Origin of the sequence: Pseudoalteromonas sp. Scap25 (genome assembly GCF_013394125.1) — a bacterium.
Taxonomy (GTDB): Bacteria; Pseudomonadota; Gammaproteobacteria; order Enterobacterales; family Alteromonadaceae; genus Pseudoalteromonas.
Window position 1 is genome coordinate 1,203,929 of record NZ_CP041327.1, and the last position, 23,572, is coordinate 1,227,500.

A 23,572-nucleotide genomic window follows, 5' to 3' on the forward strand; every position below is an offset into this window, starting at 1 on the left:
GATAATAGTAAAACAATAATCGCTATTATCGCACAAATTAGCAAAGGCGCGCGCTAACCTTTATAATAAAAATTAATGTTAGTTAAAAATGTATAAGTAATACAAGGGAATGCATGTTAAAAATTATAAAAAAGCGTTTAATGTTAAGTGCACTGACTTTAAGTTCTACGCTATTTGCATCATCAAGTTATGCCCAAGACGATGCAATCATTGATGAAAGTCGTAATCGCTCTATACCTGTAAATATTACCCTACCAGCTAACCACCTTAAGTGCAGCGCGCAAGTCAAATGCCCTGTGGTATTTGTAAATGCAGGGTATGGCATTAGCCACGATGAATACACCTTTGCGAGTAAGTTATTTAATGCGCAAGGCTATTTAAGCATTGCGGTAGCACATGAACTTAAAAGTGACCCTGCACTTAATCGTGCGCAGCCATACCTAACTACTCGTATGGAAAATTGGCACCGGGGTGTTGTAACCCTCAAATTTTTAGTCAACGAGCTAAGTGTTAAATACCCTGAGTATGATTTTACAAAACTCACTTTATTTGGCCACTCAAATGGTGGAGATATTTCAGCCTTGTATGCAGCTATTTATCCAAGTGAAGTAAGCCAATTAATTACGCTCGATCACCGCCGCATGTTATTGCCACGCAATAAAAACACACGCGTGCTCACACTGCGCGGTAGTGATTATCCAGCCGATGCAAACGTGCTTTTAACCGACCAAGAGTTAACCGTTTATCCTGTTACGCAAACGTTGATAGAAAAATCACGTCATAACGATATGTACGATGGCGGCCCTAAATGGCTGGTAGGTAGAATGAGTAAAGAAATAACGACTTTTTTAGAAAATTAAACGATACAGTCAGCTTTAAAATCCTAAATAGCGCAGTTAATACTGCGCTTATTCATGTAGTCACTCCACTAATTCACTAACCATCAGCGGGCTATTATGTAGCGTTTTATGCACAGGGCATTTGTCGGCTATTTCGAGTAATCGTATTCAACATAGCGATTAGCCCACGTAGCAATAACATCGGCTGCGTAGTTAGCGTCTTCTTTATTACTGAGTAAGTGATCGGCATTATCTAAACTTATAAAGCTTTTTGGATGCTTGGCAGCGGCGTAAATTTTTTCGGCTTCACTAATATTCACGGTAGCATCAATAGGAGAGTGCATAACTAACAAAGCACGCTTAAGCTTACCTATATGGCTGTTATCGTATTTGGCGATGTCATCTATAAATTGTTTTTTAATCGTAAATTCCCGCCCGGCTAAACACACTTTTGCTTCACCCGATTGGTTTATTTCATCTAAATGAGCAGCAAAATTATGGGTAACGTGCTGAGCATCCGATGGCGCACCTATAGTCGTAATGGCCGATACTTCGGGTATGTGCTCTGCTGCTGCAAGCACCGCAGCACCACCTAAACTGTGGCCTATCAATAACTGAGGTGCTTTAAAGTGTGTTCTTAAGTGATTGGCTGCAGCCACTAAGTCTTGAATGTTTGATGAAAAGTTACTGTTGGCAAAGTCACCATCGCTATTACCAAGCCCTGTAAAATCAAAGCGTAATACAGCAATGCCTTGCTGAGTGAGCGCGCGACTTATTCGTGTTGCAGCCGCTACATCTTTAGAGCAGGTAAAACAGTGAGCAAATAAGGCATAAAATTTCACTTCACCAGAGGGCTGTTCAAGTTGTCCAGCGAGTTCTAATTCACCGCTTTTAAAAGAAACTTTTTGTCGCATGTAGAGAGCCTTAACAAGTTGATATAGTGTGTGATGCTGATAAGGAATAGATTGGTACGATGGGGTGAAAATTCAATACAAGCGTTATTTTGATCTTGATCAAGGCAGAGAAGGCTTGCTTATTGAGTGCGGACATATGTCCTTATAATTTCAAGGGGGTTTGTCTATCCTCGCACAGCATAAAAATGCAGCCTTTATTACTTGAATTAAGTAGTTAAGCTATATTTGAATGTAATACTAATTTCGTGTAGACCTGTGGCTTAAGCGAATTAGTAAATGGCTTCTAACAACCTACTTACTGGAATGTACCATGCAATTACCTACAGTTGATTATAAAGCGGACGATGCGGCTGCGCAATTTGTTGAATCGTTGAGAAATACTGGTTTTGGCGTATTAAAAAACCATCCTATTCCGCAATCTTTAGTTGAGTCTATTTATAAAAATTGGCAAGACTTTTTTAACTCAGAGCAAAAGCATGAGTTTTTATTTTCAAAAGAAACGCAAGATGGTTATTTTCCACCGTCGGTATCAGAAGTAGCTAAAGGCCATACGGTAAAAGACATTAAAGAGTACTTTCATGTTTACCCTAAAGGCCGTGTTCCTGCACAATTAGAAGCAGATGTACGTGAGTACTACCGTTTAGCTAATGAATTTGCGGCAACATTATTAAGCTGGGTTCAGGCTGAAGCGCCTGAAGAAGTGCGTGCTAAGTTCTCTATTGATTTAAAAGATATGATTGCCCAGTCTGAGCAAACGTTGTTACGTATTTTACATTACCCGCCAATGACAGGTGATGAAGAGCCTGGTGCTATTCGTGCTGCTGCGCACGGTGATATTAACTTATTAACCGTATTACCGGCGTCAAATGAGCCAGGCTTACAAGTACAAAAAACCGATGGCGGTTGGTTAGACGTGCCATGTGATTTTGGTAGTTTAATTATTAATATTGGTGACATGCTACAAGAAGCATCGGGTGGCTACTTCCCATCAACGATTCACCGTGTAATTAATCCATCGGGTAAAGCAACAACCAAATCACGTATTTCATTACCATTGTTTTTACACCCTCGTCCAGATGTGGTGTTATCTGATCGCTACACAGCAGATAGCTACTTACAAGAGCGTTTACGTGAGTTAGGTGTAAAATAATCTTTTAGCATTTGTAATGCTCAGGTAAATAAAAAGCGGCTGTTTAGCCGCTTTTTTAGTATTTGTGTTTATTGATTTGGCACAAAGTAAATAATGGCATGCATTCTGAGCCACTAAAGGTATAATGCGCGCAACTGGCCACTTTGGCCTAATTTGAAATAGAGAGTTTATATGAGTTTTGATGGTTTAGGTTTATCACAGTCTTTAGTTAATGCGGTTTTAGAAAAGGGCTATGAAACGCCAACGCCTATTCAGGCTCAAGCTATTCCAGCAATTATTGCACGTCGCGATGTAATGGCCGCAGCGCAAACCGGTACCGGTAAAACCGCTGGTTTTACTTTGCCACTGATTGAGCGTTTATCGTCGGGTACTAAAGCAAAAAGTAATCATGTTCGTGCGCTTATTTTAACGCCAACCCGTGAGCTTGCGTTGCAAGTAAGTGAAAATGTTGAAGAATATGCTAAGCATTCAAACGTGAGTTCGTTTGTTGTTTACGGTGGTGTTAAAATTAACCCACAAATGCAGCGCCTGCGCAAAGGGGTTGATATTTTAGTGGCGACACCAGGGCGTTTAATTGATTTACACAATCAAAACGCGGTTAAATTTGATAGCGTTGAAGTACTGGTTTTAGATGAAGCCGACCGTATGTTAGACATGGGCTTTATCCATGATATTAAGCGCCTGATTGCAAAAATGCCTGAAAAGCGTCAAAACTTAATGTTCTCAGCCACGTTTTCGGATGATATTCGCGCGCTGGCAAAAGGGTTAATTAACGACCCCGTTGAAATTTCTGTTGCAGCTAAAAACACCACCGCAAAAAGTGTCACGCAAAGCGTATACGCAGTAGACAAAGCACGTAAAACGGCCCTATTAAGCCATTTAATTCGTAGCAACGATTGGCAACAAGTACTGGTATTTAGTCGTACTAAACATGGTGCTAATCGTTTAGTTAAGCAACTTGAACGCGATGATATTGTTGGTGCGGCAATCCATGGCAATAAATCTCAGGGCGCGCGTGTTAAAGCACTAGAGGGCTTTAAAAGTGGTGAAGTGCGCGTATTAGTGGCAACCGATATTGTTGCACGTGGTTTAGACATTGTTGAATTACCGCATGTTGTAAACTACGACTTACCTAATGTATATGAAGATTATGTTCACCGTATTGGCCGAACTGGTCGTGCGGGAGCATCAGGGCATGCTATTTCGTTTGTAACGGTTGACGATGCAATAGATTTATACGGCATTGAGCGCTTTATTGGCGAGCTAATTCCACGTGCTGAAGAAGAAGGTTTTGAACCGGCTAACCCTGTTGCTGAGCGCGCACTCGATGCACGCCCGTTACCTGCTAAAAAGCCAAAGAAAAAACAACCATTTAATAAGCCTAAATCAGATAGCAGCAAGCCTAATAGCAAAAAGCCTAACAATGGTGGCAATGGTACGGGCCCACGTCGTGGTGGCTCTAAAAAGCCAGCAGCTAAAACCGATGATAATGCACAAAACCCATGGGCAAAGCGTCAATCGGTTGGGGGCAGTGGTCAACGCCGTCGTCGTCCAGCAAATAACGACTAATTAGGTTTAGTTCGCTTTAATAAAAACGCGCTTACTTTTACTGGTAGCGCGTTTTTTAATGCCTATCTTAAAGCTTTACTAACCGATTAAATAATTAACTGCTAATCCTACAAATAAAGTAACACTAACGCTCAGTAACGTTCCTAGCATCACATATTCAGTGAGTTGTTTATCTTTGCTGGCACTTAAGTCGCCAAATCTAAACACCGATTTAGCGGCAATTAAAAACCCAAGCCCTGCAAACTGATCTAATAAAATAAATGTCAGCATAAGTACTCTTTCAAGCATACCAATACTTTGTCCTGCTAAGGGGAGGCTACCATCACTAGAAAAGTGATTAGTTAAACGCTCTAACATCATTCTTATAAATACCGCACTGGGACTTAAAATAATAAGGTAACCAGCTATAACCCACAGCACTTTATCGTTGCACAATAACGCCATCACATTGTCAGCAAATTGCTGATTGTCAGTTAGCCAAATACTTATCGCAATAATGACAGTGATATGTGCAATTTGGTCTAATAAAAAAGGCACTACGCCTTTATTTGAATACGATTTAGCAATATCAATAAAGTAGTGACTGATCATAATAATGCCGGTCGCCAGTAATACGCTGCTTAGTTGTTGCCAGCCAAAACTATATTCCCAAAGTGCCACTACGATTGCACTGGTAATTCCGTGAACCAATACATGGTAGTAAAGTTTTTTTGCTTTAAAATGACGGGTGTTTCTGTCGTTTACCCAGCTCATGGGTTACCAATAAAAATCAGCGAGTAAGTGGCCAATAATCAGTGCAACGAGTAATAGTGAAAATTCCATTAGTCATGTCCTTGCTGTTTGTTTTTAAGCTGTTGTTGTGCATGTAAAATAAATCGTTCTATCAGCTGATAGTTAGCAAGATTAAGCAGCTTTGTAACGTTTTCGCGGCTGGTGTTGAGCTCTTTAGCTAAAGCTGCATGGTTGTTATTAGTATGGGTTAAATATACATACAAAGCATTTGCTTGTTTTTGGGTTATTTTACACAATAATACATCGACAAACGCTAGGTTTAGCTTAAAGCTCTCATCAACTGATTGATCTGCAATAGCAAATGTAAAACGCTGATTTGTCATTTTATCTAGCTCATGTCCAGAGAGAGTAAACGCAGAGCCTGTAGCAGTTTTTATACTCGTACTAGGGTTATCTATGTGCCCCAACGCCATACTTTGGCGCAATTCATAACCGGCAGATTTTAACTGTAGATAAATAAGAATAGCGGTGGTAACTAACTGTTCACTTTTATCGAGTTGCAGTTGAAATGCATCCCCGCGGTAAATATCCCAAGATGTTGTTTTATTGCAATTTGCACGTAAACTTTGCTCTAGCTGGTCAAGCATGGCATCGTATTGTTGTTTAGGTATTTTTTGCGATTTAATAATATCGCCGCTGATCACACCAATCATAAAAATCCAAATAGATTATTTATATGTAACTAAATTTGGTTACATTGTTAAATGTAACCGTATTTGGTTACATTGGGTTTGGTAACTAATTTAGGTTACTTAACACGCAATTGCAAGTATTACTCATTGGGACATAATAATGACCTCACAACAAAGCAGTAAACCTCGTGTAGGTATTTTTGTCGATGTACAAAATATTTATTACACCTGTCGCGAAAGCTACGGTAAAAACTTTGATTACAATGCCTTTTGGCGAATGATGGAGCAACAATACGATATAGAATGTGCGTTCGCCTATGCAATATACCGAGGTGATGAAAAGCAAAATCAGTTTCAAAATATTTTGCGCGCTATTGGCTTTGAAGTAAAACTAAAACCCTTTATTCAGCGCCGTGACGGCAGTGCCAAAGGCGATTGGGATGTGGGTATAACCATAGATATGCTAGAGCAGGGGAAGCAGCTTGATAAAGTTATTTTACTCTCGGGTGACGGTGACTTTGCATTATTACTTGGGCATTTAAAAAATCAATATAATGTTCCGTGTGATGTATACGGTGCTGATAAATTAACCGCAGAGGTACTTAAGCAAAGTGCCGAGCAATTTCATTTAATTGACAAACAGCTACTACTTTAAAAAGTATAAGTATTGTATTTTTGATTTATTTTTGAGCAGAATGTTTGCGTTGATCATGAGAGTATTTAATACAACGGGTGCATAGATTAATTAAGCCTAATTTAGGCTTTTTTTATGGCGATAATAAATTGGGTTTAGTGGATGAGTATGGTAATTTTAAGATTCAATTAGTATCAAGGAATTACATGCTTAACTACAGTAATATGCCATTAGACAGAGGCTCAAATGCGCGCAAAGATCCTACTTGGGTAGACGCAAAAAAAACAGCAGACAGTTTATGGCTTTTAGTTAAAGGCAATCACACCTTATTTGCTAACAGTAGCCCTGAGGTGGTGTATTTAGCTTACCAACAAGTGGCGCATTTAGATTTAACGCAGGCTATTCTTTTAGGATCAAATAAACAGGATAATGCCGTATTTGCGCTAGACGTAACTGAACTCGAAGAGTCGTTATTAGCAACGATTGTTGGTGATGCCAAGTTTGCAGATATTCGTCAATATGGTACTCAAGTAGCACTTGAAGATGGCTCAAATGCAGCGCTTGCTCGTGGGTTGTGTTACTGGCATGCCACTCATAGTTTTTGTGGTCGCTGTGGTACCAAAAATCACTTAGTTGAAGGGGGGCATTCACGTTTATGCGACAACGCAGCCTGTATGCACCAAACTTTTCCGCGTACCGATCCAGCCGTTATTATGGTAGTAACTAAAACATTTTCTGATGGGATTGAACGCTGCTTATTGGGTCGCCAAGCAACTTGGCCAAAAGGATTGTATTCCTCGCTTGCCGGGTTTGTCGATCCAGGTGAAACCCTTGAACAAACCGTGATCCGAGAAGTAAAAGAGGAAGCGGGCATTACCGTTGAAAAAGCAGAGTATATTGCTTCTCAACCTTGGCCGTTTCCTTCATCAATTATGCTTGGTTTTATTGCCACAGCAAGCAGTGATGAAATAAGCATAGAGCAAGATGAACTTGAAGATGCACGATGGTTTTCTCGCCAAGAACTTGCGCAATTTAAAGATTGGCAACACGAGGGGGAGCATTTAAAGCTACCTAGAGCTGATTCGATTTCGCGTTATTTAATTGAATATTGGCGTACTCAGATAGAAGGATGAATCATGTCGAGCAAAAATAAAAATACCCAATTAGTGTCATCAGGGCGCAAAAAAGCGTACACCCATGGCGTAGTTAATCCAGTGATACAGCGCGCTTCAACGATTGTGTTTGATTCTGTGAGTGAGCTTAAAGAAGCGGCTAAAACACGTGGCGACAAAACCTTGTTTTATGGCCGCAGAGGGACGACCACTCATTTTGCTCTGCAAGAGGCAATTACCGAACTCGAAGGCGGTGAGGGCTGTGCGTTATACCCATGTGGCGCGGCAGCGATAAGCCAAACTCTGTTATCGTTTTTAAAGTCCGGTGATCATATTTTAATAGTGGACACTGTTTACGAGCCAACCCGTGATTTTTGCGACAAGATATTAGCTGGGTTGGGTATTAGTACGACCTATTATCCGCCCATGATTGGCGCAGACATAAAAGAGTACATTCAAGACAATACCAAAATGTTGTTTTTAGAGTCTCCGGGTTCAATTACCATGGAAGTTCAAGACGTTCCCGCCATGGTAAAAGTGGCAAACGATCATAATGTAATGACGGTGCTTGATAACACCTATGGCAATGGCTTGCATTATCGTCCGCTTGAACATGGTGTTGATATTAGTATTCAAGCCGCCACCAAATATATTGTTGGCCACTCTGATGTGATGATGGGCGTTGCTGTAGCTAATAAAAAGTATTGGCCAACACTTCGTGAACACTCTTATTTACTCGGGCAATGCACCAGTGCAGATGATGCGTATTTAGCACTACGAGGCTTGCGTACCATGGCAGTGCGATTAAATCAGCATGAAAAAGCCGCGCTAGAAATAGCAAAATGGCTTGAGCAACATGCGTTGGTTGATCATATTCGCCATCCTGCGTTTACAACATGCCCAGGCCATGAATTTTTCAAACGCGATTTTGACGGCAGTAATGGTTTATTTTCGTTTGTAATGAAAGCGGGTAATCAACACGCCATAGATGCTTTTTTAGATAGCTTACAACATTTCAAAATGGGCTTTTCGTGGGGGGGCTTTGAGAGCTTAGTAACGGCAAACCTATCAATGAAAGGGCTGCGCTCGCAAACAGGATGGGAGCATGGACCTGTTATTCGTTTGCACATTGGTTTGGAAGATGTTGAAGATTTAATTGCCGACTTACAGCAAGCATTAGCTATTTATGAGCAACATTTATAATTACTAATTGGTTAGATTACATTATTTGTTACAAAGCCTACCTCTGAGTAGGCTTTTTTTTGCTAGCAATTCAACGTGTTTACACTTAGTGTTGTTAAATAACGCTTATTTTAAAGTATGAACAACGTCATTAAGGATAGTCAATGGCAACACCATCACCTATTAACGTAGGGCGCTTAACCCAAATCGCGGGTTTTGAGCTGGTACGTATGTTTTTAACTAAACGAGGACTTATTGCACTGGCGGCTTTTGCGCTAGTGTGGCTTGTTATTTTACGTTACCCCATAGGCCAAGCTGTAGGCATAATCAGCTCGCCAGATTTTGAACAAATAGCCCGTGATATTTCCGGCTCTATTGGATTAAGTAAGTTACTTGATTGGCCTGAAGCCGAATTTGCTATGTATTGGCTTATTGCTTTGTATAGTTTTCCTGTTTTTAGCTTATTTATTTGTAGTGATCAAACCGTCGGTGACAGAGAGCGCGGTACGCTAAGGTTTTTATCATTACGCTCAACGCGCTTTGAAATACTCTTTGGTCGATTTTTAGGACAGTTAGCGGTACTAACCTGTTTAGTTGGCATCACGCTTATAGCGACATTGGCGGTGCTCGGGTTTCGCGAGCCGAGCTTACTTGCTGGTGGCCTTGGTCGTGCTGTTTCAATATTTTTAATACTCATAGTTACTTTTTCGCCGTTTGTAGCCTTAATGAGCTTAATTAATACTTTTGCGAGTTCCTCTCGTCTGGCAATTGTGTTAGCTATTTTATATTTTACAGCCGGTGGCATTATTGTTGGATTACTGGAGTGGCAACTACCCGCATTAAGTGTGCTTGATTATTTATTCCCTGGTGTGCAAATAGAGCTATTAGCGGGACAAAACTTACCGTTATTGAGCACATTAGCTATTCCACTTGTGCAAACAGCGGTGTTACTTGCAGTTGCTCAACGTATTTTTGCAAGGAGCTCATTATGAAATCATTAATAACAGGGCGTAATTTAAGTAAATCATACGGCTCAAAACTGGCTCTTGATAATGTGAATTTTGAGATTCAAAAAGGCGCGCCAGTTGCATTAGTTGGCCCTAATGGCGCAGGGAAAACCACTTTATTTAGTTTGTTGTGTGGCTATATCGCACCTAGCATGGGTGAGCTTGAAATACTTGGTCATAAACCAGGTAGCGCGGCTTTATTTAATAAAGTGAGTGCGTTACCACAAGATGCACAGCTAGATCCGCGTTTTAATATAGATAAACAACTTAGCTTTTATGCCAAGCTACAAGGTATGAGCACCAAGCAAAGCCAAATAGAAGCACTTCGAGTATTAGATTTAGTGGGTCTTAGCGAGGTTGCAAAAAACCGCGCAGGGGACTTATCTCACGGTATGCGCAAGCGCGTAACCATAGCACAAGCATTAATTGGTTCACCGCAAATTGTGATGTTAGATGAGGCCACAGCAGGACTTGATCCGATTCATGCCAGAGAAGTCAGGGAGCTGGTGTCTGAGCTATCGTCTCAAGCGACGTTTATTTTAAGCTCTCATGATTTAACTGAACTCGAACGATTATGTTCTCAAGTACTACATTTAGATAAAGGTATATTAAGCGAGCACCAAACTAAAGCGGCGAATACCGATAAGCATTTTTATACTTTAATGCTCAGTGAAGCATATCAAAATGTGGAGCAACAACTCCAAGCACTTGATGGTGTAAGCCGTGTTTATATGAGCCAACATAAAGAGTATGTGATTGAGTATCAACCAACGAGCGAGTCACTTGACATAGCGCTATTGCAATCTTGTCGCCAACATAACTGGCAATATAGACAGTTAGTAAATGGTCATACTCTAGAAAATCAAATATTTAAACAGGAGAAATTATAATGGGATTATTTAGTGGTTTAATGGGGAACGCCAGTGAAGTGGATGATGCCGATTTAGAAAAAGTATTGGCCAATACACTTATCGAGGGTGAGCGAGTTGAAAAGGCGTATAAAGTAGTTCGTGATATGTTTATCTTTACAAATAAGCGGCTAATTTTATTAGATAAACAAGGCGTGACTGGTTCTAAAATGGAAATGATCAGTATTGCTTACTCTAAGATAACTAAGTTCAGCAAAGAAAGTGCGGGGCACTTTGATTTAGATGCAGAGCTGAAAATTTGGGTTGGATCTGATCCAAACCCTATCAGCAAGGACTTTAAAGCTGGCGATAATATAAATGATGTTTATCGAATAATCAGCCAGTATTCATTATAGAAACAAACAAAAATCGGTGTAAAATTAAAGTAATTGTTTACAGCTTGTTGCGATTACTTTAACATAAATTACTCCAACACTTTCTTACAAATTCCCTAACAAATACAATTGCTTGATTCAGTTTTCGTTCAGTTTCGCGGCGTTAGCATACCCCCACTTTAGCAATGTAGTTAAAGTACAAAAACAATGTACATAGGGATGTTTCATTATGAAAAAGTTAGCAATTATTATTTCAGGTCTTTTATTATCAAGTGCTGCACACGCTGCAGATAGCTATCAATCAATAAGTAACTTAAGCTACGCAGAGATTGATAACAACGATACGATCAGCGTGGACTCAACTTACTACTTCTCTCCTAAAAGCACACTAGGTCCATACGACCAATTCGAATACATCAACAAGCAAAGCAACGTATTTGGTAGCTACGCTGATGACGATTTTGGCGATGTGACTGCTATTGGTGGTGAATACTTCGTTGAAGATTTTGTGGTTGGTGCGTCTTACCAAAATGCTGATTACAACTCTAACAACGAGTTATATACACTTTCTGCTGGTTATTTCTTTAACCCAGATTTACTTGCAAAAGTAAGATTTGTTGATCAAAAAGATGGTGATAACGTTACATTCTTTTCTTTAGCATACAACCACATGCTAAACGATACAGATTACGTAGGTATCACTGTTGAATCAGACGATGATTTTGATTCTCGTTCAGTAGCTGCTAAATACTTTGTTGATTTACAACAAGGTAACTACTTAACAGTAGAAGGTACATTTGTAAGCCTTGACGAAGCAGATGACCAATGGAACGTAGAAACAAACTACTACTTCTCTAAAGCGACTTCTGTATTTGCATCTTACGATAAAGAAGACAACTACAGCTTTGGTGCTCAACACTTCATCAATAAAAACATTGGTTTAAAAGTGGGTTACGGCAACAACGCAGATGATTCAGATTACGATGCTTACTTTGCTAACATGCGTTTTCAGTTTTAATTGAGCGTTTAATCGCATAAACTAAAACCAGTTAAGTAGTAAAAAGCCCACATTTGTGGGCTTTTTGCTGTGTGTAATAAACATGTAACTCTACTTATAGCTATATTTTAATTTTAACGGAATCGGCTCAGCATTTCGTGGCCCCCTCTGACACCCCATTGTATTTAAATTAAGATCGGTCATAATTAAATCAATGTTTTTATAACTGTAAAGGAATGTGCTTATGTCAGTATTTATTATATTACTGGTTGTGGTGATCGTGGTATTTGCGATTAAAGATATCCGCCTTAATTTAATTACCCGACCTACTTTTAAAATGTTTAAAAAAGTATTACCGCCATTATCGCAAACAGAGCGAGAAGCCATGGAAGCGGGTGATGTTTGGTGGGATGGCGAGCTATTTAGTGGTGATCCTGATTGGCAAAAATTACACAACTATCCGCGTCCGCAGTTAAGTGAAAAAGAAACTGCATTTATTGAAAATCAGGTTGAAGCGTTATTAGCTATGCTTGATGACTATAAAATAGTACAAAAAGATAAAGACTTACCCAAAGAGGTTTGGGACTTTTTAAAAACCGAAGGGTTTTTTGCAATGATCATCCCAGAAAAATTTGGCGGTCTTGAATTCTCTGCTATTGCTAATTCCACTATAGTGTCAAAAATCGCCACTAAAAGCTTAACCGCCGCCGTGACGGTAATGGTGCCAAACAGCTTAGGACCAGGTGAATTATTACTACACTACGGAACAACTGAGCAACAAAATCGCTGGTTACCTAGTCTTGCAAAAGGCGACGACGTGCCTTGTTTTGCATTAACGGGCCCTGAGGCCGGTTCAGATGCTGGCAGTATTCCTGATTCTGGCGTGGTGTGCAAAGGCGAACATGACGGTGAAGAAGTGTTGGGGCTGCGTTTAAATTGGTCAAAACGTTACATTACCCTTGCGCCTGTGGCGACAGTACTTGGCCTTGCATTTAAAATGTATGACCCAGACGGCTTGTTAGGTGATGAAAAAGAGCTTGGCATTACGTGTGCACTAATACCAACCGATCATCCGGGTGTTAAAACTGGCGAGCGGCATTACCCCCTAAATATGGCGTTTATGAATGGCACAACGTATGGTGAAGATGTATTTATTCCGCTTGATTGGATTATAGGTGGTCAGCAAGGTGCTGGGCGCGGTTGGCGCATGTTGGTTGAGTGTTTAAGTGCAGGGCGTGGTATTTCGTTACCGGCATTAAGTACTGCAACAGGGCATTTAGCGGCTAAAATGACTTCGGCTTACTCTGTTGTTCGCCAACAATTTGGTGTGTCAATTGGTCAATTTGAAGGGGTTCAAGAAGGGTTAGCACGTATTGGTGGTTTAACTTACGCGCTGGAATCGTGCAGGTTAATGACAGCTGGCGCTATTGATTTAAAACTAAGCCCATCGGTAGTGACTGCTATTGCAAAATACCATATGACCGAAATGGGTCGAACGGTTATGAATGATGCAATGGACATTCATGCAGGTAAAGGGATTCAGGTTGGGCCTAATAACTATTTAGCACATGGCTATATGGGTATTCCAGTTTCGATTACGGTTGAGGGTGCTAATATTCTTACCCGTAATTTAATGATATTTGGCCAAGGTGCTACTCGTTGCCATCCGTTTGTATTAAAAGAAATGGAAGCGGCAGCAATGGAAGATGATGACGCCGCACTAGAGCAATTTGATGGCCTACTAATGAACCACATTGTATTTGCCATCAGCAATGCAAGTATGGCTTTAATACATGGCTTAACTCGCAGCCATTTTGCCAAAGCACCTGTATGCGGAGAAACCGCAGCTTACTATAAACAATTAGGGAGAATGAGCCGAGGACTTGCGTTTACAACAGATGTTGCAATGTTGATGTTAGGTGGTGAACTTAAACGCAAAGAAATGATATCGGCACGTTTAGGCGATGTATTAAGTCATTTGTATATTGCTTCTACCGTGTTAAAACGTTTTGAAGATGAAGGGCGTCAGCAAGCTGATTTGCCTTTCGTTAAGTATGCAATAGAGGCATCATTATATGAAATAGGTCAAGCATTTGACGGCTTCTTTAAAAATTTCTCTAACCCGGTGGTTAACTTTGCCCTTAAACGCATTGTGTTTCCGTTAGGCAATCATTATCACAAACCAAGTGATACCACTTCACAAAGTATTTGTGAACACATGACGCAACCAGGCGTGTTTCGAAACAGGCTTACTCATTTGTGCTACATCGATGAGAATGCAGGCACTGGAGTGATGGAAAATGCTTTTTTAGCGATGCACGACATGCAAAATCAATTTAAACATTTAAAGCAGTGGCAACGAAAAGGTAAGGTACCTGCAACTTTTGATATTGAACAAGCTATTGAGTACGCTCTTGAACATGAGTTACTTACTAAATTAGATGCTGAAGCTATGCATCATGCTAATAAATTACGAATGCAGGCTATTGCGGTAGATAATTTTAAACCTGAAGATTTCTAACATTGTACTCAAGCACTAAAAAAGCCTTAAACTTATAGTTTAAGGCTTTTTTATATATTTTTAGATTGAACGTTGATCAGCGCCCGTAAGGATCGGCGATGATTTTATCTACGTACCATTTACCTTTTATTTTTAGCATTTCGATGCTGCGAAAATCATCAATTTTTTTACCGTTAAAATAACCAGTAAATACAATATTTATTTTAGCCTGATTGCCGTATTGTTCTCGAAGGCTTGAATTTGACATATCAATTTCAATAACTACTTCATCGTACTGTAAATTAATAAGACTACGGGCAAATTGTTTTGCTGTGCCGTATGACTTCATTATACGAGCTAGTTTAGGTGTTGCAAAATTACTGGCTTTTTGCAAATTATGCTGATTATAAAGTGCATCAAAATACACCGTGGCGGTATCGCCTGGACGATCGTTGTCGATGTACTGTTCTTTAGGTTTAGTATTTTCATTACAGCCGACGATCAAAATACTAAAAATGAGCACAAAAGAAGTTAAAATTGTTTTCATATTTGGTCAGGTTGATTACTCATACATAAAGTGTGTGATGGAATGGAGAAGATGTAAAGAGGATAGCACCGAATAGTTGCCAACTTATTAAAAAAGCAATAAAAAAGGATGTTAAAAAACATCCTTTTTTAATAAGGTCGTTCGATTACTGAACAAGCTCTTGCTCAGAAAACTCTTCATCAAACATTGGGCTTGATAAGTAGCGTTCTGTAGCGCTTGGTAAAATAACCACAATATTTTTATCTGCGTTTTCAGGACGTTCAGCAATTCGTTTTGCTGCAACCACAGCTGCACCCGAAGAAATACCGACTAAGATCCCTTCTTTTTTCATTAGCTCATGACACATTGCGATACATTCTTCATTAGACACTTGCTCTACGCCATCAATAATTGATAAGTCTAGATTCCCAGGAATAAAGCCTGCGCCAATGCCTTGTATCTTATGTGGCCCTGGTTTTACTTCTTCACCAGCAAGTGTTTGGCTAATAACTGGCGAATGGCTTGGCTCTACAGCTATTGATTTTACATTTAAGCCTTGTTCTTTTTTAAGATAACGACTTACGCCTGTAATCGTACCGCCAGTACCAACACCTGCAACAAAGAAATCGATTTCGCCATCGAGTGCATTAAAGATTTCCGGACCCGTTGTTTCAAAGTGAATTTTTGGGTTTGCCGGGTTTTCGAACTGTTGTAGCAAAATAAACTTATCTGGGTCTGCTGACTGAATTTCTTTGGCTTTAGCAATAGCGCCATTCATACCCTTAGCGCCATCTGTGAGTACTAGATTAGCACCCAGTGCCTTTAATAGTTTACGACGTTCTAAGCTCATGGTGTTTGGCATTGTAAGCGTTAGTTTGTAGCCGCGAGAAGCAGCAACAAATGCCAATGCAATACCGGTATTACCTGATGTTGGTTCTATAAGCTCTTTATCTTTGGTAAGTTGACCTGATTTTTCAGCTTCCCAAATCATTGATGCACCAATACGGCATTTGATACTAAAGCTAGGATTGCGTGATTCAACTTTAGCGTATACATTCCCACCTGTAACACGGTTAAGTTTTACCAACGGTGTGTTACCGATGCTTAGTGAGTTATCTTCAAAAATAGTAGACATAATGTTCCTTTAGGTACAATCTGATCAACACGTTAACAGCTGCTCTATTAACTTTATAAGCCTACTTTACTGTGAGATAAAAAAAGTTAAAGTAAGCTTTGGCTATAACATATATTAATTACGCTTATAACGGATTGAACTAAAAACTCAATCTGTTAATTTTTTAGTTATTAAAAAGGCGAACTTGAGATCATTTGTTCGTTTTTAACTTTGTACTTTATCCTTTGTTTATGTAGTCGTTATTTAAACAAATCAACACAACACACTTATATTTTGTTGGTTAATTGTGCAAATGAACTGCGGTTGAACAGTTTATTGACACAAACTATTCAAAACATGGTAAAAACACACTATCTAAATTCAATAAAGTAATCACCATGAAGTTAATCTTAAAATTAATTGCCGGTATTGTGGCCGGTATTTTAGTCGGGCTCTACATTCCCCTAACTGGCGTTGAGCTTTTATACACAATAAAAGAGCTTATTGGCCAGCTTATTAGTTTTACAATCCCACTGATTATTTTATTTTTTATTGCCTCAGGGATTGCCGGGCTTCCAAAAGGCTCAGGGCACCTGCTGGGGAAAACGGTGGGTTTTGCGTATGGCTCAACAATTATAGCTGGTACTTTAGCGTTTTTATTAGTGACAGCGGTTATTCCGTTTTTAAGCGGCGGGATTTCATTTGAAGCTGAAGCCGTGACCGAAGTAGGTAGCTTCATTGACTTAGAAATTCCACCGTTAATGGGTGTAATGACTGCTTTAGTCACAGCCTTTGTATTTGGTATTGGTATGAGCCAGCTTGGCTTAGACACATTAAAAACTGTGTCAGATCAGGGGCGCGATATTATTGATGGTTTACTTTCAAAAGTAATTATTCCGGCATTACCGTTTTACATTGCGGGTGTATTTGCTGAAATGACCGTAGCAGGCACCGTTGTTGATACATTACAAGCATTTGGTGTAGTACTTATTGCTGCATTAGTGATGCATTGGTTATGGTTGAGTGTTTTATACATTACCTCAGGCCTATTACTTAAGCGTAATCCTATTGAGCTAATTAAAAATATGTTACCTGCGTACTTTACTGCATTAGGAACCATGTCGAGTGCGGCAACCATTCCAGTATCTTTGCAATCAAGTAAAGCAAATAACGTTAAAGAGGATGTAGCTAACTTTACCGTGCCATTATGCGCCACTATTCATCTATCAGGTTCAACAATTACAATAGTTACCTGTGCTATGGCTGTGATGTTTTTATCGCCTAGCATGGAAGTACCTTCATTAATGGCTATGTTGCCATTCATTATGATGTTAGGTGTAGTGATGATTGCAGCGCCAGGTGCACCAGGTGGTGCAGTAATGTCGGCGTTAGGTTTATTAACTAGCATGCTTGGTTTCAACGAAGGTGCGGTGGCACTAATGATTGCACTTTACCTAGCGCAAGATAGCTTCGGCACTGCGTGTAATGTAACTGGCGATGGTATTATTGCTTTATGGGTAGACCGTTTTAGTGAAAAAGCGTCAGCATAAATCATTGGGGCGTATTTACCTGCTATAGGTAAATACGCTTTTAATCATATCGGTCATGAAGACCGATGGCGAAAGCATAATATTAGTTATGGTTTCGTCGTATCTATGCTAATGTTGAATATTAAATTTGTTAACTTGCATCTTATTAGGCTAGTGAGGGTGTTCCATTGATTAACGTACTTTTAGTTGATGACCATGAACTTGTGCGCACAGGGATCAGACGTATTCTTGATGATATACGTGGTTTTAAAGTAATAGGTGAAGCTAAAACAGGCGAAGAGGCTGTGCAGTTTTGTCGTCAGCATGCGCCAAATATAGTGTTAATGGATATGAACATGCCTGGTATGGGTGGGCTTGAGGCAACTAAAAAGATTTGCCGTTACTGCCCTGATGTAAAAATTATTGTGCTTACTGTTAATTGCGAAGACCCATTTCCAAGTAAGGTCATGCAAATTGGTGCTCATGGCTTTTTAACCAAAGGTGCTGGATCTGATGAAATGGTTCGCGCTATACGCTGTGTGCATGCAGGACAACGCTATATTGCTCCAGAAATAGCGCAACAGATTGCACTTGCGCAGGTAACCGGGCGTACCGATGAAAACCCATTTCAAAGCCTATCCGAGCGTGAACTACAAATTATGCTGATGATCACCAAAGGTGAAAAAGCACAGGATATTGCTGATCGCTTAAATTTAAGTTCTAAAACAGTAAACAGTTATCGCTATCGCATGTTTGAAAAGCTTAACGTAGGAGGCGATGTAGAGCTTACTCATTTAGCCATACGTTACAAAATGATTGATATAGATATCTCTTACTAGTCGGTATATATGTCTGAATTTGATCATGTCCAGTTTTTAAAAACATTATCGAGTGAGCCTGGCGTTTATCGCATGCTCGATAATGACAACCAAGTTATCTATGTCGGTAAAGCTAAAAGTTTAAAAAAGCGGGTAAGTAGTTACTTTCGTAGTAATATAACCGATAGTAAAACCCGTGTTTTAGTAAGTAATATTTGTAATATTGAAGTCACGCTTACTAATACAGAGACAGAAGCTTTACTGCTCGAAAACAACCTCATTAAAAAATATCAGCCACGTTATAATATTCTGTTACGTGATGATAAGTCGTACCCTTACATACTGCTCACTAATCATAAGCATCCTCGCTTAGCCTTTCATCGTGGTAGCAGAAAAGTAAAAGGTGAATATTTTGGTCCGTTTCCAAGCGCGGGGGCGGTTTCAGAAAGCTTACGCTTAATGCAAAAAATATTTCCGGTACGTCAATGCGAAGATGCCTACTACCGTGCGCGTAGTCGCCCTTGCTTACAGTATCAATTAAAACGCTGCTCTGCGCCGTGTGTAAATAAAGTCTCTGAAGATGAATACGCGCAGCAAGTTGATTATGTCCGCAAGTTTTTAACTGGTAAATCTCATGAAGTAATAGCCGATCTCATTGCTAAAATGGAAAAAGCCAGTGAGCAGCTTAATTTTGAACTTGCAGCTAAAGTTCGCGACCAAATTATGTTGCTGCGTAAAATGCAGGAGCAGCAATCTATCTCTGGCAATTTTGCGGAAATGGATGTGGTCGGCTTTGCCCATTTAAACGGTTTAAATGGGATTCATCTATTAATGATTCGCGATCATAAAGTGCTGGGTAGTAAAACTTATTTTCCAAAGGTGCCTAAAGACTCACAAGAGCAAGAAATTTTAACCTCTTTCTTAGGCCAGTATTATTTAGCCCCAGGTGCGACAGGGCGCATTGCTAAAGAAATCATTTTACCATTTGAAATAGAAGAAAGTGATGCACTAGGTGAAGCCTTGACCCAAATTAGTGAACGTAAAGTATCGCTTAAAGTGGTTACCCGTGGTGAGCGAGCACAGTACTTACAGTTAGCGAATAAAAATGCATTAAATAGTATTACGGTTAAGCAAAGCACTCAAGACTCGATAAATAAGCGTTATGCGCAATTAAAGGCTACTTTGCGTCTTGATGATATTAATCGCATGGAATGTTTTGATATCAGTCACACCATGGGTGAAAACACAGTGGCCAGTTGTGTTGTATTTGATTCTCAAGGCCCTAACAATAAAGAGTATCGTCGTTATAACGTGACCGGTATTACCGGTGGTGATGATTACGCCGCTATGGAATTTGCACTAAACAAACGTTACAACAAGTTGGTTGATGAGGAGAAAATTCCCGATGTTATTTTTATCGATGGTGGTAAAGGTCAATTAGGTAGAGCAGAGCAATATTTCGAAAACTGGCCGCATTCAAAAATGCCGCTATTAGTCGGTGTTGCAAAAGGCACTAGCCGTAAGCCGGGTCTTGAAACCTTGCTTATAGATGGCGGGCGTAAAACAATTCCTATGGATTCTGATGCACCAGCGCTTCATTTGATCCAGCATATACGCGATGAATCCCATCGTTTTGCAATTGCAGGGCACCGTAATAAGCGGCAAAAACAACGCACTCAGTCATTATTAGAGGAAATAGATGGCGTAGGTTCAAAGCGTCGACAAACATTATTAAAATATTTAGGGGGCATGCAAGGTGTAAAAGCTGCTAATATAGAACAGCTAAAGAAAGTTCCTGGGATCAGTCCTGACATGGCTGAGAAGATATTTAACCATTTGCATGACAAGGGCTAGCCCTATGTGCGAATATAGAAAAAAAGACATATCCAAGTAGTTATGTGGAATATTCCAAACACACTCACAACGTTTAGACTCTTTCTTATCCCCATTTTTTTGGTGATATTTTATATGCCTTATTCATGGGCGTTCTTTGTTGCTGCCTTTATTTTTTGGCTGGCTTCGATCACAGATATACTTGATGGCTATTTAGCCCGTAAACTTGAGCAATCAACGCCTTTTGGTGCATTTTTAGACCCGGTTGCTGATAAAGTAATGGTGTGTGCTGCCTTGGTTGCATTATCTGAGCATTACCAATCTTTGTATATGACCATTCCCGCGCTTATTATTATTAGCCGTGAAATTGTTATATCGGCGCTACGCGAATGGATGGCTGAACAGGGGAAACGCGGTAACGTAGCTGTATCCGATATGGGTAAGTTGAAAACCGCAGCTCAAATGTTAGCCATTATCGGTTTAATTTGGCAGTACGATAGCTGGATGATGTATTTAAGTTATGGCTTGCTTTATATAGCCACATTTTTAACGCTTAGTTCTATGGTGCAATATTTAGTTGCTGCATGGGGAGAATTGACCAAAAATTGATTGTAAACGTCTAATAACGCACCATTTTAGATAAAAAATAATCAAACAGTTCAAAAGTAGCATTTTTTGTGTTGACGCGTTTAATAATCTCTGTAGAATGCGTCCGTGTTGAGAGGGCATAGCCCCCTAGATAAACATAAAGCGGCACTAGCTCAGTTGGTAGAGCGCGACCTTGCCAAGGTCGAGGTCACGAGTTCGAGCCTCGTGTGCCGCTCCAGTTTATCTTAAAGCTAACCTAGTATTGAGGCGGAATGGCAGAGTGGCCATGCACCGGATTGCAAATCCGTTTACCCCGGTTCGACTCCGGGTTCCGCCTCCAATCAACACTCCACACGCTTTAATTAGCAAACTCGATGCCCGAGTGGTGGAATTGGTAGACACAAGGGATTTAAAATCCCTCGACTAACAAGTCGTGCCGGTTCAAGTCCGGCCTCGGGCACCACTTTGTGGTTTGGTTATATACACCAATATGTAACTTATAAAATTATTTAGAATTAATATGATGCGGCACTAGCTCAGTTGGTAGAGCGCGACCTTGCCAAGGTCGAGGTCACGAGTTCGAGCCTCGTGTGCCGCTCCATATTAGTTTTATCCACTTGCTTTAAATAGCAAACTCGATGCCCGAGTGGTGGAATTGGTAGACACAAGGGATTTAAAATCCCTCGACTAACAAGTCGTGCCGGTTCAAGTCCGGCCTCGGGCACCACTTTGTGGTTTGGTTGCATACACCAATATGTAACTTATAAAAAATATTTAGAATTAATATGATGCGGCACTAGCTCAGTTGGTAGAGCGCGACCTTGCCAAGGTCGAGGTCACGAGTTCGAGCCTCGTGTGCCGCTCCAAATTATTTGATATGTTTAGGCGGAATGGCAGAGTGGCCATGCACCGGATTGCAAATCCGTTTACCCCGGTTCGACTCCGGGTTCCGCCTCCAAATAATTACTCCACACGCTTTAATTAGCAAACTCGATGCCCGAGTGGTGGAATTGGTAGACACAAGGGATTTAAAATCCCTCGACTAACAAGTCGTGCCGGTTCAAGTCCGGCCTCGGGCACCACTTTATACTTTCCTTGTTTATTCTAGTTTAACTATTCTTCGATTAAACCATTAATTATAAAATCGCATCATCAAACTAGCATCTTATTCCTTACACTAAATTATTTCGTTTGTTTGAGATCTTTAAGTCTCACATTTTTCAAAAGCTTATCCCATGAATATATTACCACTGATCATTTTTATAGCTCAAACCTGACGCTAGCTACGGAAAAAACCTCTCATTTAGAACAAAATACTAAATTTAAGTTTTGCTATCGATAAGATTTTCATGCCTCACAATAGAGTACTAATATTAAGCTATTTATATAAAAGCAGTGGTACAAGGATCTTAAATGGAAGTGGTGGCTGTGCTTCGTTTGATACATAAGCGAAAGTCGGCATAAGCTTATTTCTATTAACACCATTACAATGCCACAAAATGTATTAAGAGCGTTGATGTAAACTGTTTAACTAATCGCTTATAAGGGATATGAGAAGCTTGATGATGCTAATGTGTTTGATTGGGTCTCACTAGGTGGGTACTACTATTAGTAATATAATACCAATCCGCAATAATACATAATCATTTTACGGGGCTAAACCAGACGCTAGTTGAGTTAAAAATTTCTCATATAGAACAACTAAACATCGAAATTCTTGCTTTGCCATTAACAGGTTTATCTAGCTCAATATAGGTTACTTAATTAAGTGAATTGGTACTAGACAATAAAAAAACCCGAAATGGCCATTGCCGTTTCGGGTTTTAACTTAAATCTCTTTAAAGTTATTTGTGCCAAATACCTTTCGGAATAGTTTTATTAAGCTTGTTGTTTTTACTTGGATCAAACGTCGGTAACTTTCCAGCACGTCGTTGAGCGTTGTAATCTTTGGCAAGCCATACCACAACTCCTGAGAGCATAAATAGCGCGATTACGTTTACAATCGCCATTAGGCCCATAGACACATCAGCTAGAGTCCACACTAATGGTAATTCACCAAGGGCACCAAACATCACCATACCTAACACTAATAATCTGAAGATCAGCATGCCAGATGCGTGGTTATGCTCTAAAAACAATAAGTTCGTTTCTGCATAAGAGTAGTTAGCTACAATTGATGTAAAAGCAAAAAACAAAATAGCGACTGCAACAAATATTGCGCCCCAGCTACCAACATGCTCCTCAAGCGCTGCTTGTGTAAGTGCTATACCCGTTACATCAGAGCCTGGTACTAACTGTTCTGATAATAAAATAAGCGCGGCAGTGGCAGTACAAATTATAATGGTATCTACAAATACACCTAGCATTTGTACATAACCTTGTGATGCAGGGTGAGGTGGGTTAGGAGTTGCAGTTGCTGCAGCGTTAGCTGCGCTACCCATACCCGCTTCGTTTGAGAATAACCCGCGCTTGATCCCTTGGATCATTGCTTGCATTACACCATAACCAATTGCACCAGCGCCAGCTTGTTCAAGACCAAAGGCACTTCTAATTACATGCATAAACACATCAGGCAACTCAGTGTAATTTACAG

The 23,572-nt window shown here is 40.1% G+C and carries 19 protein-coding genes, 8 tRNA genes and 2 pseudogenes (1 of these 29 only partly in view); 23 read left to right on the plus strand and 6 right to left on the minus strand.

Features of this window, described 5'->3' with window-relative positions; translation table 11 throughout:
* The first annotated feature begins 113 nt into the window (after positions 1-113).
* On the plus strand, positions 114-860 hold the full coding sequence (locus FLM54_RS05550) for an alpha/beta hydrolase (RefSeq protein WP_178955630.1): 747 nt from the start codon (positions 114-116) through the stop codon (positions 858-860).
* Between the two features lie 134 nt (positions 861-994).
* Here FLM54_RS05550 and FLM54_RS05555 read toward each other — a convergent pair.
* Positions 995-1,753, minus strand: a pseudogene (locus FLM54_RS05555) (alpha/beta hydrolase family protein); the annotation flags it as partial.
* A gap of 310 nt (positions 1,754-2,063) precedes the next feature.
* Here FLM54_RS05555 and FLM54_RS05560 point away from each other — a divergent pair.
* Both FLM54_RS05560 and FLM54_RS05565 read left to right on the plus strand, forming a co-directional pair.
* A complete protein-coding gene (locus tag FLM54_RS05560; RefSeq protein WP_008111615.1) occupies positions 2,064-2,903 on the plus strand; it encodes an isopenicillin N synthase family dioxygenase in 840 nt (279 codons plus the stop codon).
* 171 nt (positions 2,904-3,074) lie between these two features.
* Entirely contained in the window at positions 3,075-4,472 is a 1,398-nt protein-coding gene (locus tag FLM54_RS05565) for a DEAD/DEAH box helicase (RefSeq protein WP_178955634.1), read from the plus strand.
* 78 nt (positions 4,473-4,550) lie between these two features.
* Here FLM54_RS05565 and FLM54_RS05570 read toward each other — a convergent pair.
* Both FLM54_RS05570 and FLM54_RS05575 read right to left on the minus strand, forming a co-directional pair.
* Positions 4,551-5,294: pseudogene (locus FLM54_RS05570) on the minus strand (DUF3307 domain-containing protein).
* Positions 5,294-5,917 carry a hypothetical protein gene (locus tag FLM54_RS05575; RefSeq protein ID WP_178955636.1) on the minus strand — a complete coding sequence of 208 codons (624 nt, stop codon included), beginning with the start codon at positions 5,915-5,917 and terminating at the stop codon, positions 5,294-5,296. The pseudogene FLM54_RS05570 and the gene FLM54_RS05575 overlap by 1 nt, the downstream one beginning before the upstream one ends.
* Positions 5,918-6,056: 139 nt before the next feature.
* On the opposite strand from FLM54_RS05575, the gene FLM54_RS05580 reads away from it, so the two are divergent.
* The 8 genes from FLM54_RS05580 to FLM54_RS05615 all read left to right on the plus strand — a co-directional run bounded on the left by FLM54_RS05580 (position 6,057) and on the right by FLM54_RS05615 (position 14,592).
* Positions 6,057-6,551 carry an NYN domain-containing protein gene (locus tag FLM54_RS05580; RefSeq protein WP_010391464.1) on the plus strand — a complete coding sequence of 165 codons (495 nt, stop codon included), beginning with the start codon at positions 6,057-6,059 and terminating at the stop codon, positions 6,549-6,551.
* A gap of 185 nt (positions 6,552-6,736) precedes the next feature.
* Positions 6,737-7,663, plus strand: a complete 927-nt coding sequence (gene nudC, locus FLM54_RS05585; protein WP_178955638.1) for an NAD(+) diphosphatase — start codon at positions 6,737-6,739, stop codon at positions 7,661-7,663.
* Positions 7,664-7,666: 3 nt separating this feature from the next.
* Positions 7,667-8,845, plus strand: coding sequence for a cystathionine beta-lyase (locus FLM54_RS05590; protein WP_178955639.1), 1,179 nt, complete (start codon positions 7,667-7,669; stop codon positions 8,843-8,845).
* Between the two features lie 143 nt (positions 8,846-8,988).
* The gene (locus tag FLM54_RS05595; RefSeq protein ID WP_178955641.1) at positions 8,989-9,816 is read left to right on the plus strand and encodes an ABC transporter permease subunit; all 828 of its coding nucleotides are present in this window, start codon (positions 8,989-8,991) and stop codon (positions 9,814-9,816) included.
* The gene (locus FLM54_RS05600; RefSeq protein ID WP_178955643.1) at positions 9,813-10,721 is read left to right on the plus strand and encodes an ABC transporter ATP-binding protein; all 909 of its coding nucleotides are present in this window, start codon (positions 9,813-9,815) and stop codon (positions 10,719-10,721) included. Before FLM54_RS05595 ends, FLM54_RS05600 begins: the two co-directional genes overlap by 4 nt.
* Positions 10,721-11,095, plus strand: coding sequence for a PH domain-containing protein (locus FLM54_RS05605; protein WP_008111597.1), 375 nt, complete (start codon positions 10,721-10,723; stop codon positions 11,093-11,095). Before FLM54_RS05600 ends, FLM54_RS05605 begins: the two co-directional genes overlap by 1 nt.
* A 208-nt stretch (positions 11,096-11,303) precedes the next feature.
* Positions 11,304-12,092, plus strand: coding sequence for a putative porin (locus tag FLM54_RS05610; protein ID WP_076920444.1), 789 nt, complete (start codon positions 11,304-11,306; stop codon positions 12,090-12,092).
* Positions 12,093-12,315: 223 nt separating this feature from the next.
* Complete coding sequence (locus FLM54_RS05615) at positions 12,316-14,592, plus strand: acyl-CoA dehydrogenase (protein WP_178955645.1); 2,277 nt, start codon at positions 12,316-12,318, stop codon at positions 14,590-14,592.
* Positions 14,593-14,668: 76 nt separating this feature from the next.
* Here FLM54_RS05615 and FLM54_RS05620 read toward each other — a convergent pair whose 3' ends face one another.
* Both FLM54_RS05620 and cysK read right to left on the minus strand, forming a co-directional pair.
* Positions 14,669-15,118: a hypothetical protein gene (locus FLM54_RS05620; RefSeq protein WP_138609303.1), complete on the minus strand. Its 450-nt coding sequence runs from the start codon at positions 15,116-15,118 to the stop codon at positions 14,669-14,671.
* Between the two features lie 145 nt (positions 15,119-15,263).
* On the minus strand, positions 15,264-16,232 hold the full coding sequence (gene cysK / locus FLM54_RS05625; RefSeq protein WP_138609305.1) for a cysteine synthase A: 969 nt from the start codon (positions 16,230-16,232) through the stop codon (positions 15,264-15,266).
* 377 nt (positions 16,233-16,609) lie between these two features.
* On the opposite strand from cysK, the gene FLM54_RS05630 reads away from it, so the two are divergent.
* The 12 genes from FLM54_RS05630 (at position 16,610) to FLM54_RS05685 (ending at position 22,061) form a co-directional block, all read left to right on the plus strand.
* Entirely contained in the window at positions 16,610-17,761 is a 1,152-nt protein-coding gene (locus tag FLM54_RS05630) for a dicarboxylate/amino acid:cation symporter (RefSeq protein ID WP_178955647.1), read from the plus strand.
* Between the two features lie 167 nt (positions 17,762-17,928).
* On the plus strand, positions 17,929-18,579 hold the full coding sequence (gene uvrY / locus FLM54_RS05635) for a UvrY/SirA/GacA family response regulator transcription factor (protein ID WP_010391483.1): 651 nt from the start codon (positions 17,929-17,931) through the stop codon (positions 18,577-18,579).
* A 9-nt stretch (positions 18,580-18,588) separates the two neighbouring features.
* Positions 18,589-20,412 (plus strand): excinuclease ABC subunit UvrC, encoded by a 1,824-nt coding sequence (gene uvrC / locus FLM54_RS05640; RefSeq protein ID WP_055013395.1) that lies wholly within the window; start codon positions 18,589-18,591, stop codon positions 20,410-20,412.
* A gap of 42 nt (positions 20,413-20,454) precedes the next feature.
* Positions 20,455-21,000, plus strand: a complete 546-nt coding sequence (gene pgsA, locus FLM54_RS05645; protein ID WP_036933597.1) for a CDP-diacylglycerol--glycerol-3-phosphate 3-phosphatidyltransferase — start codon at positions 20,455-20,457, stop codon at positions 20,998-21,000.
* Positions 21,001-21,141: 141 nt separating this feature from the next.
* Positions 21,142-21,217 (plus strand) — tRNA-Gly (locus FLM54_RS05650).
* A 28-nt stretch (positions 21,218-21,245) separates the two neighbouring features.
* Positions 21,246-21,319 (plus strand) — tRNA-Cys (locus FLM54_RS05655).
* 36 nt (positions 21,320-21,355) lie between these two features.
* A tRNA-Leu gene (locus FLM54_RS05660) sits at positions 21,356-21,442 on the plus strand.
* A 62-nt stretch (positions 21,443-21,504) separates the two neighbouring features.
* A tRNA-Gly gene (locus tag FLM54_RS05665) sits at positions 21,505-21,580 on the plus strand.
* Positions 21,581-21,619: 39 nt separating this feature from the next.
* Positions 21,620-21,706, plus strand: a tRNA-Leu gene (locus FLM54_RS05670).
* 63 nt (positions 21,707-21,769) lie between these two features.
* A tRNA-Gly gene (locus FLM54_RS05675) sits at positions 21,770-21,845 on the plus strand.
* Between the two features lie 18 nt (positions 21,846-21,863).
* Positions 21,864-21,937: transfer RNA gene (locus FLM54_RS05680), tRNA-Cys, on the plus strand.
* Between the two features lie 37 nt (positions 21,938-21,974).
* Positions 21,975-22,061: transfer RNA gene (locus tag FLM54_RS05685), tRNA-Leu, on the plus strand.
* A gap of 762 nt (positions 22,062-22,823) precedes the next feature.
* On the opposite strand, the gene FLM54_RS05690 is transcribed toward FLM54_RS05685, so the two are convergent.
* Positions 22,824-23,572 carry the 3' portion of an alanine/glycine:cation symporter family protein gene (locus FLM54_RS05690; protein ID WP_010391487.1) on the minus strand. Its footprint extends 670 nt past the window's final position, so the window shows 749 of its 1,419 coding nt (coding positions 671-1,419); the start codon falls outside the window, past its right edge — the gene reads right to left on this strand; its stop codon occupies positions 22,824-22,826.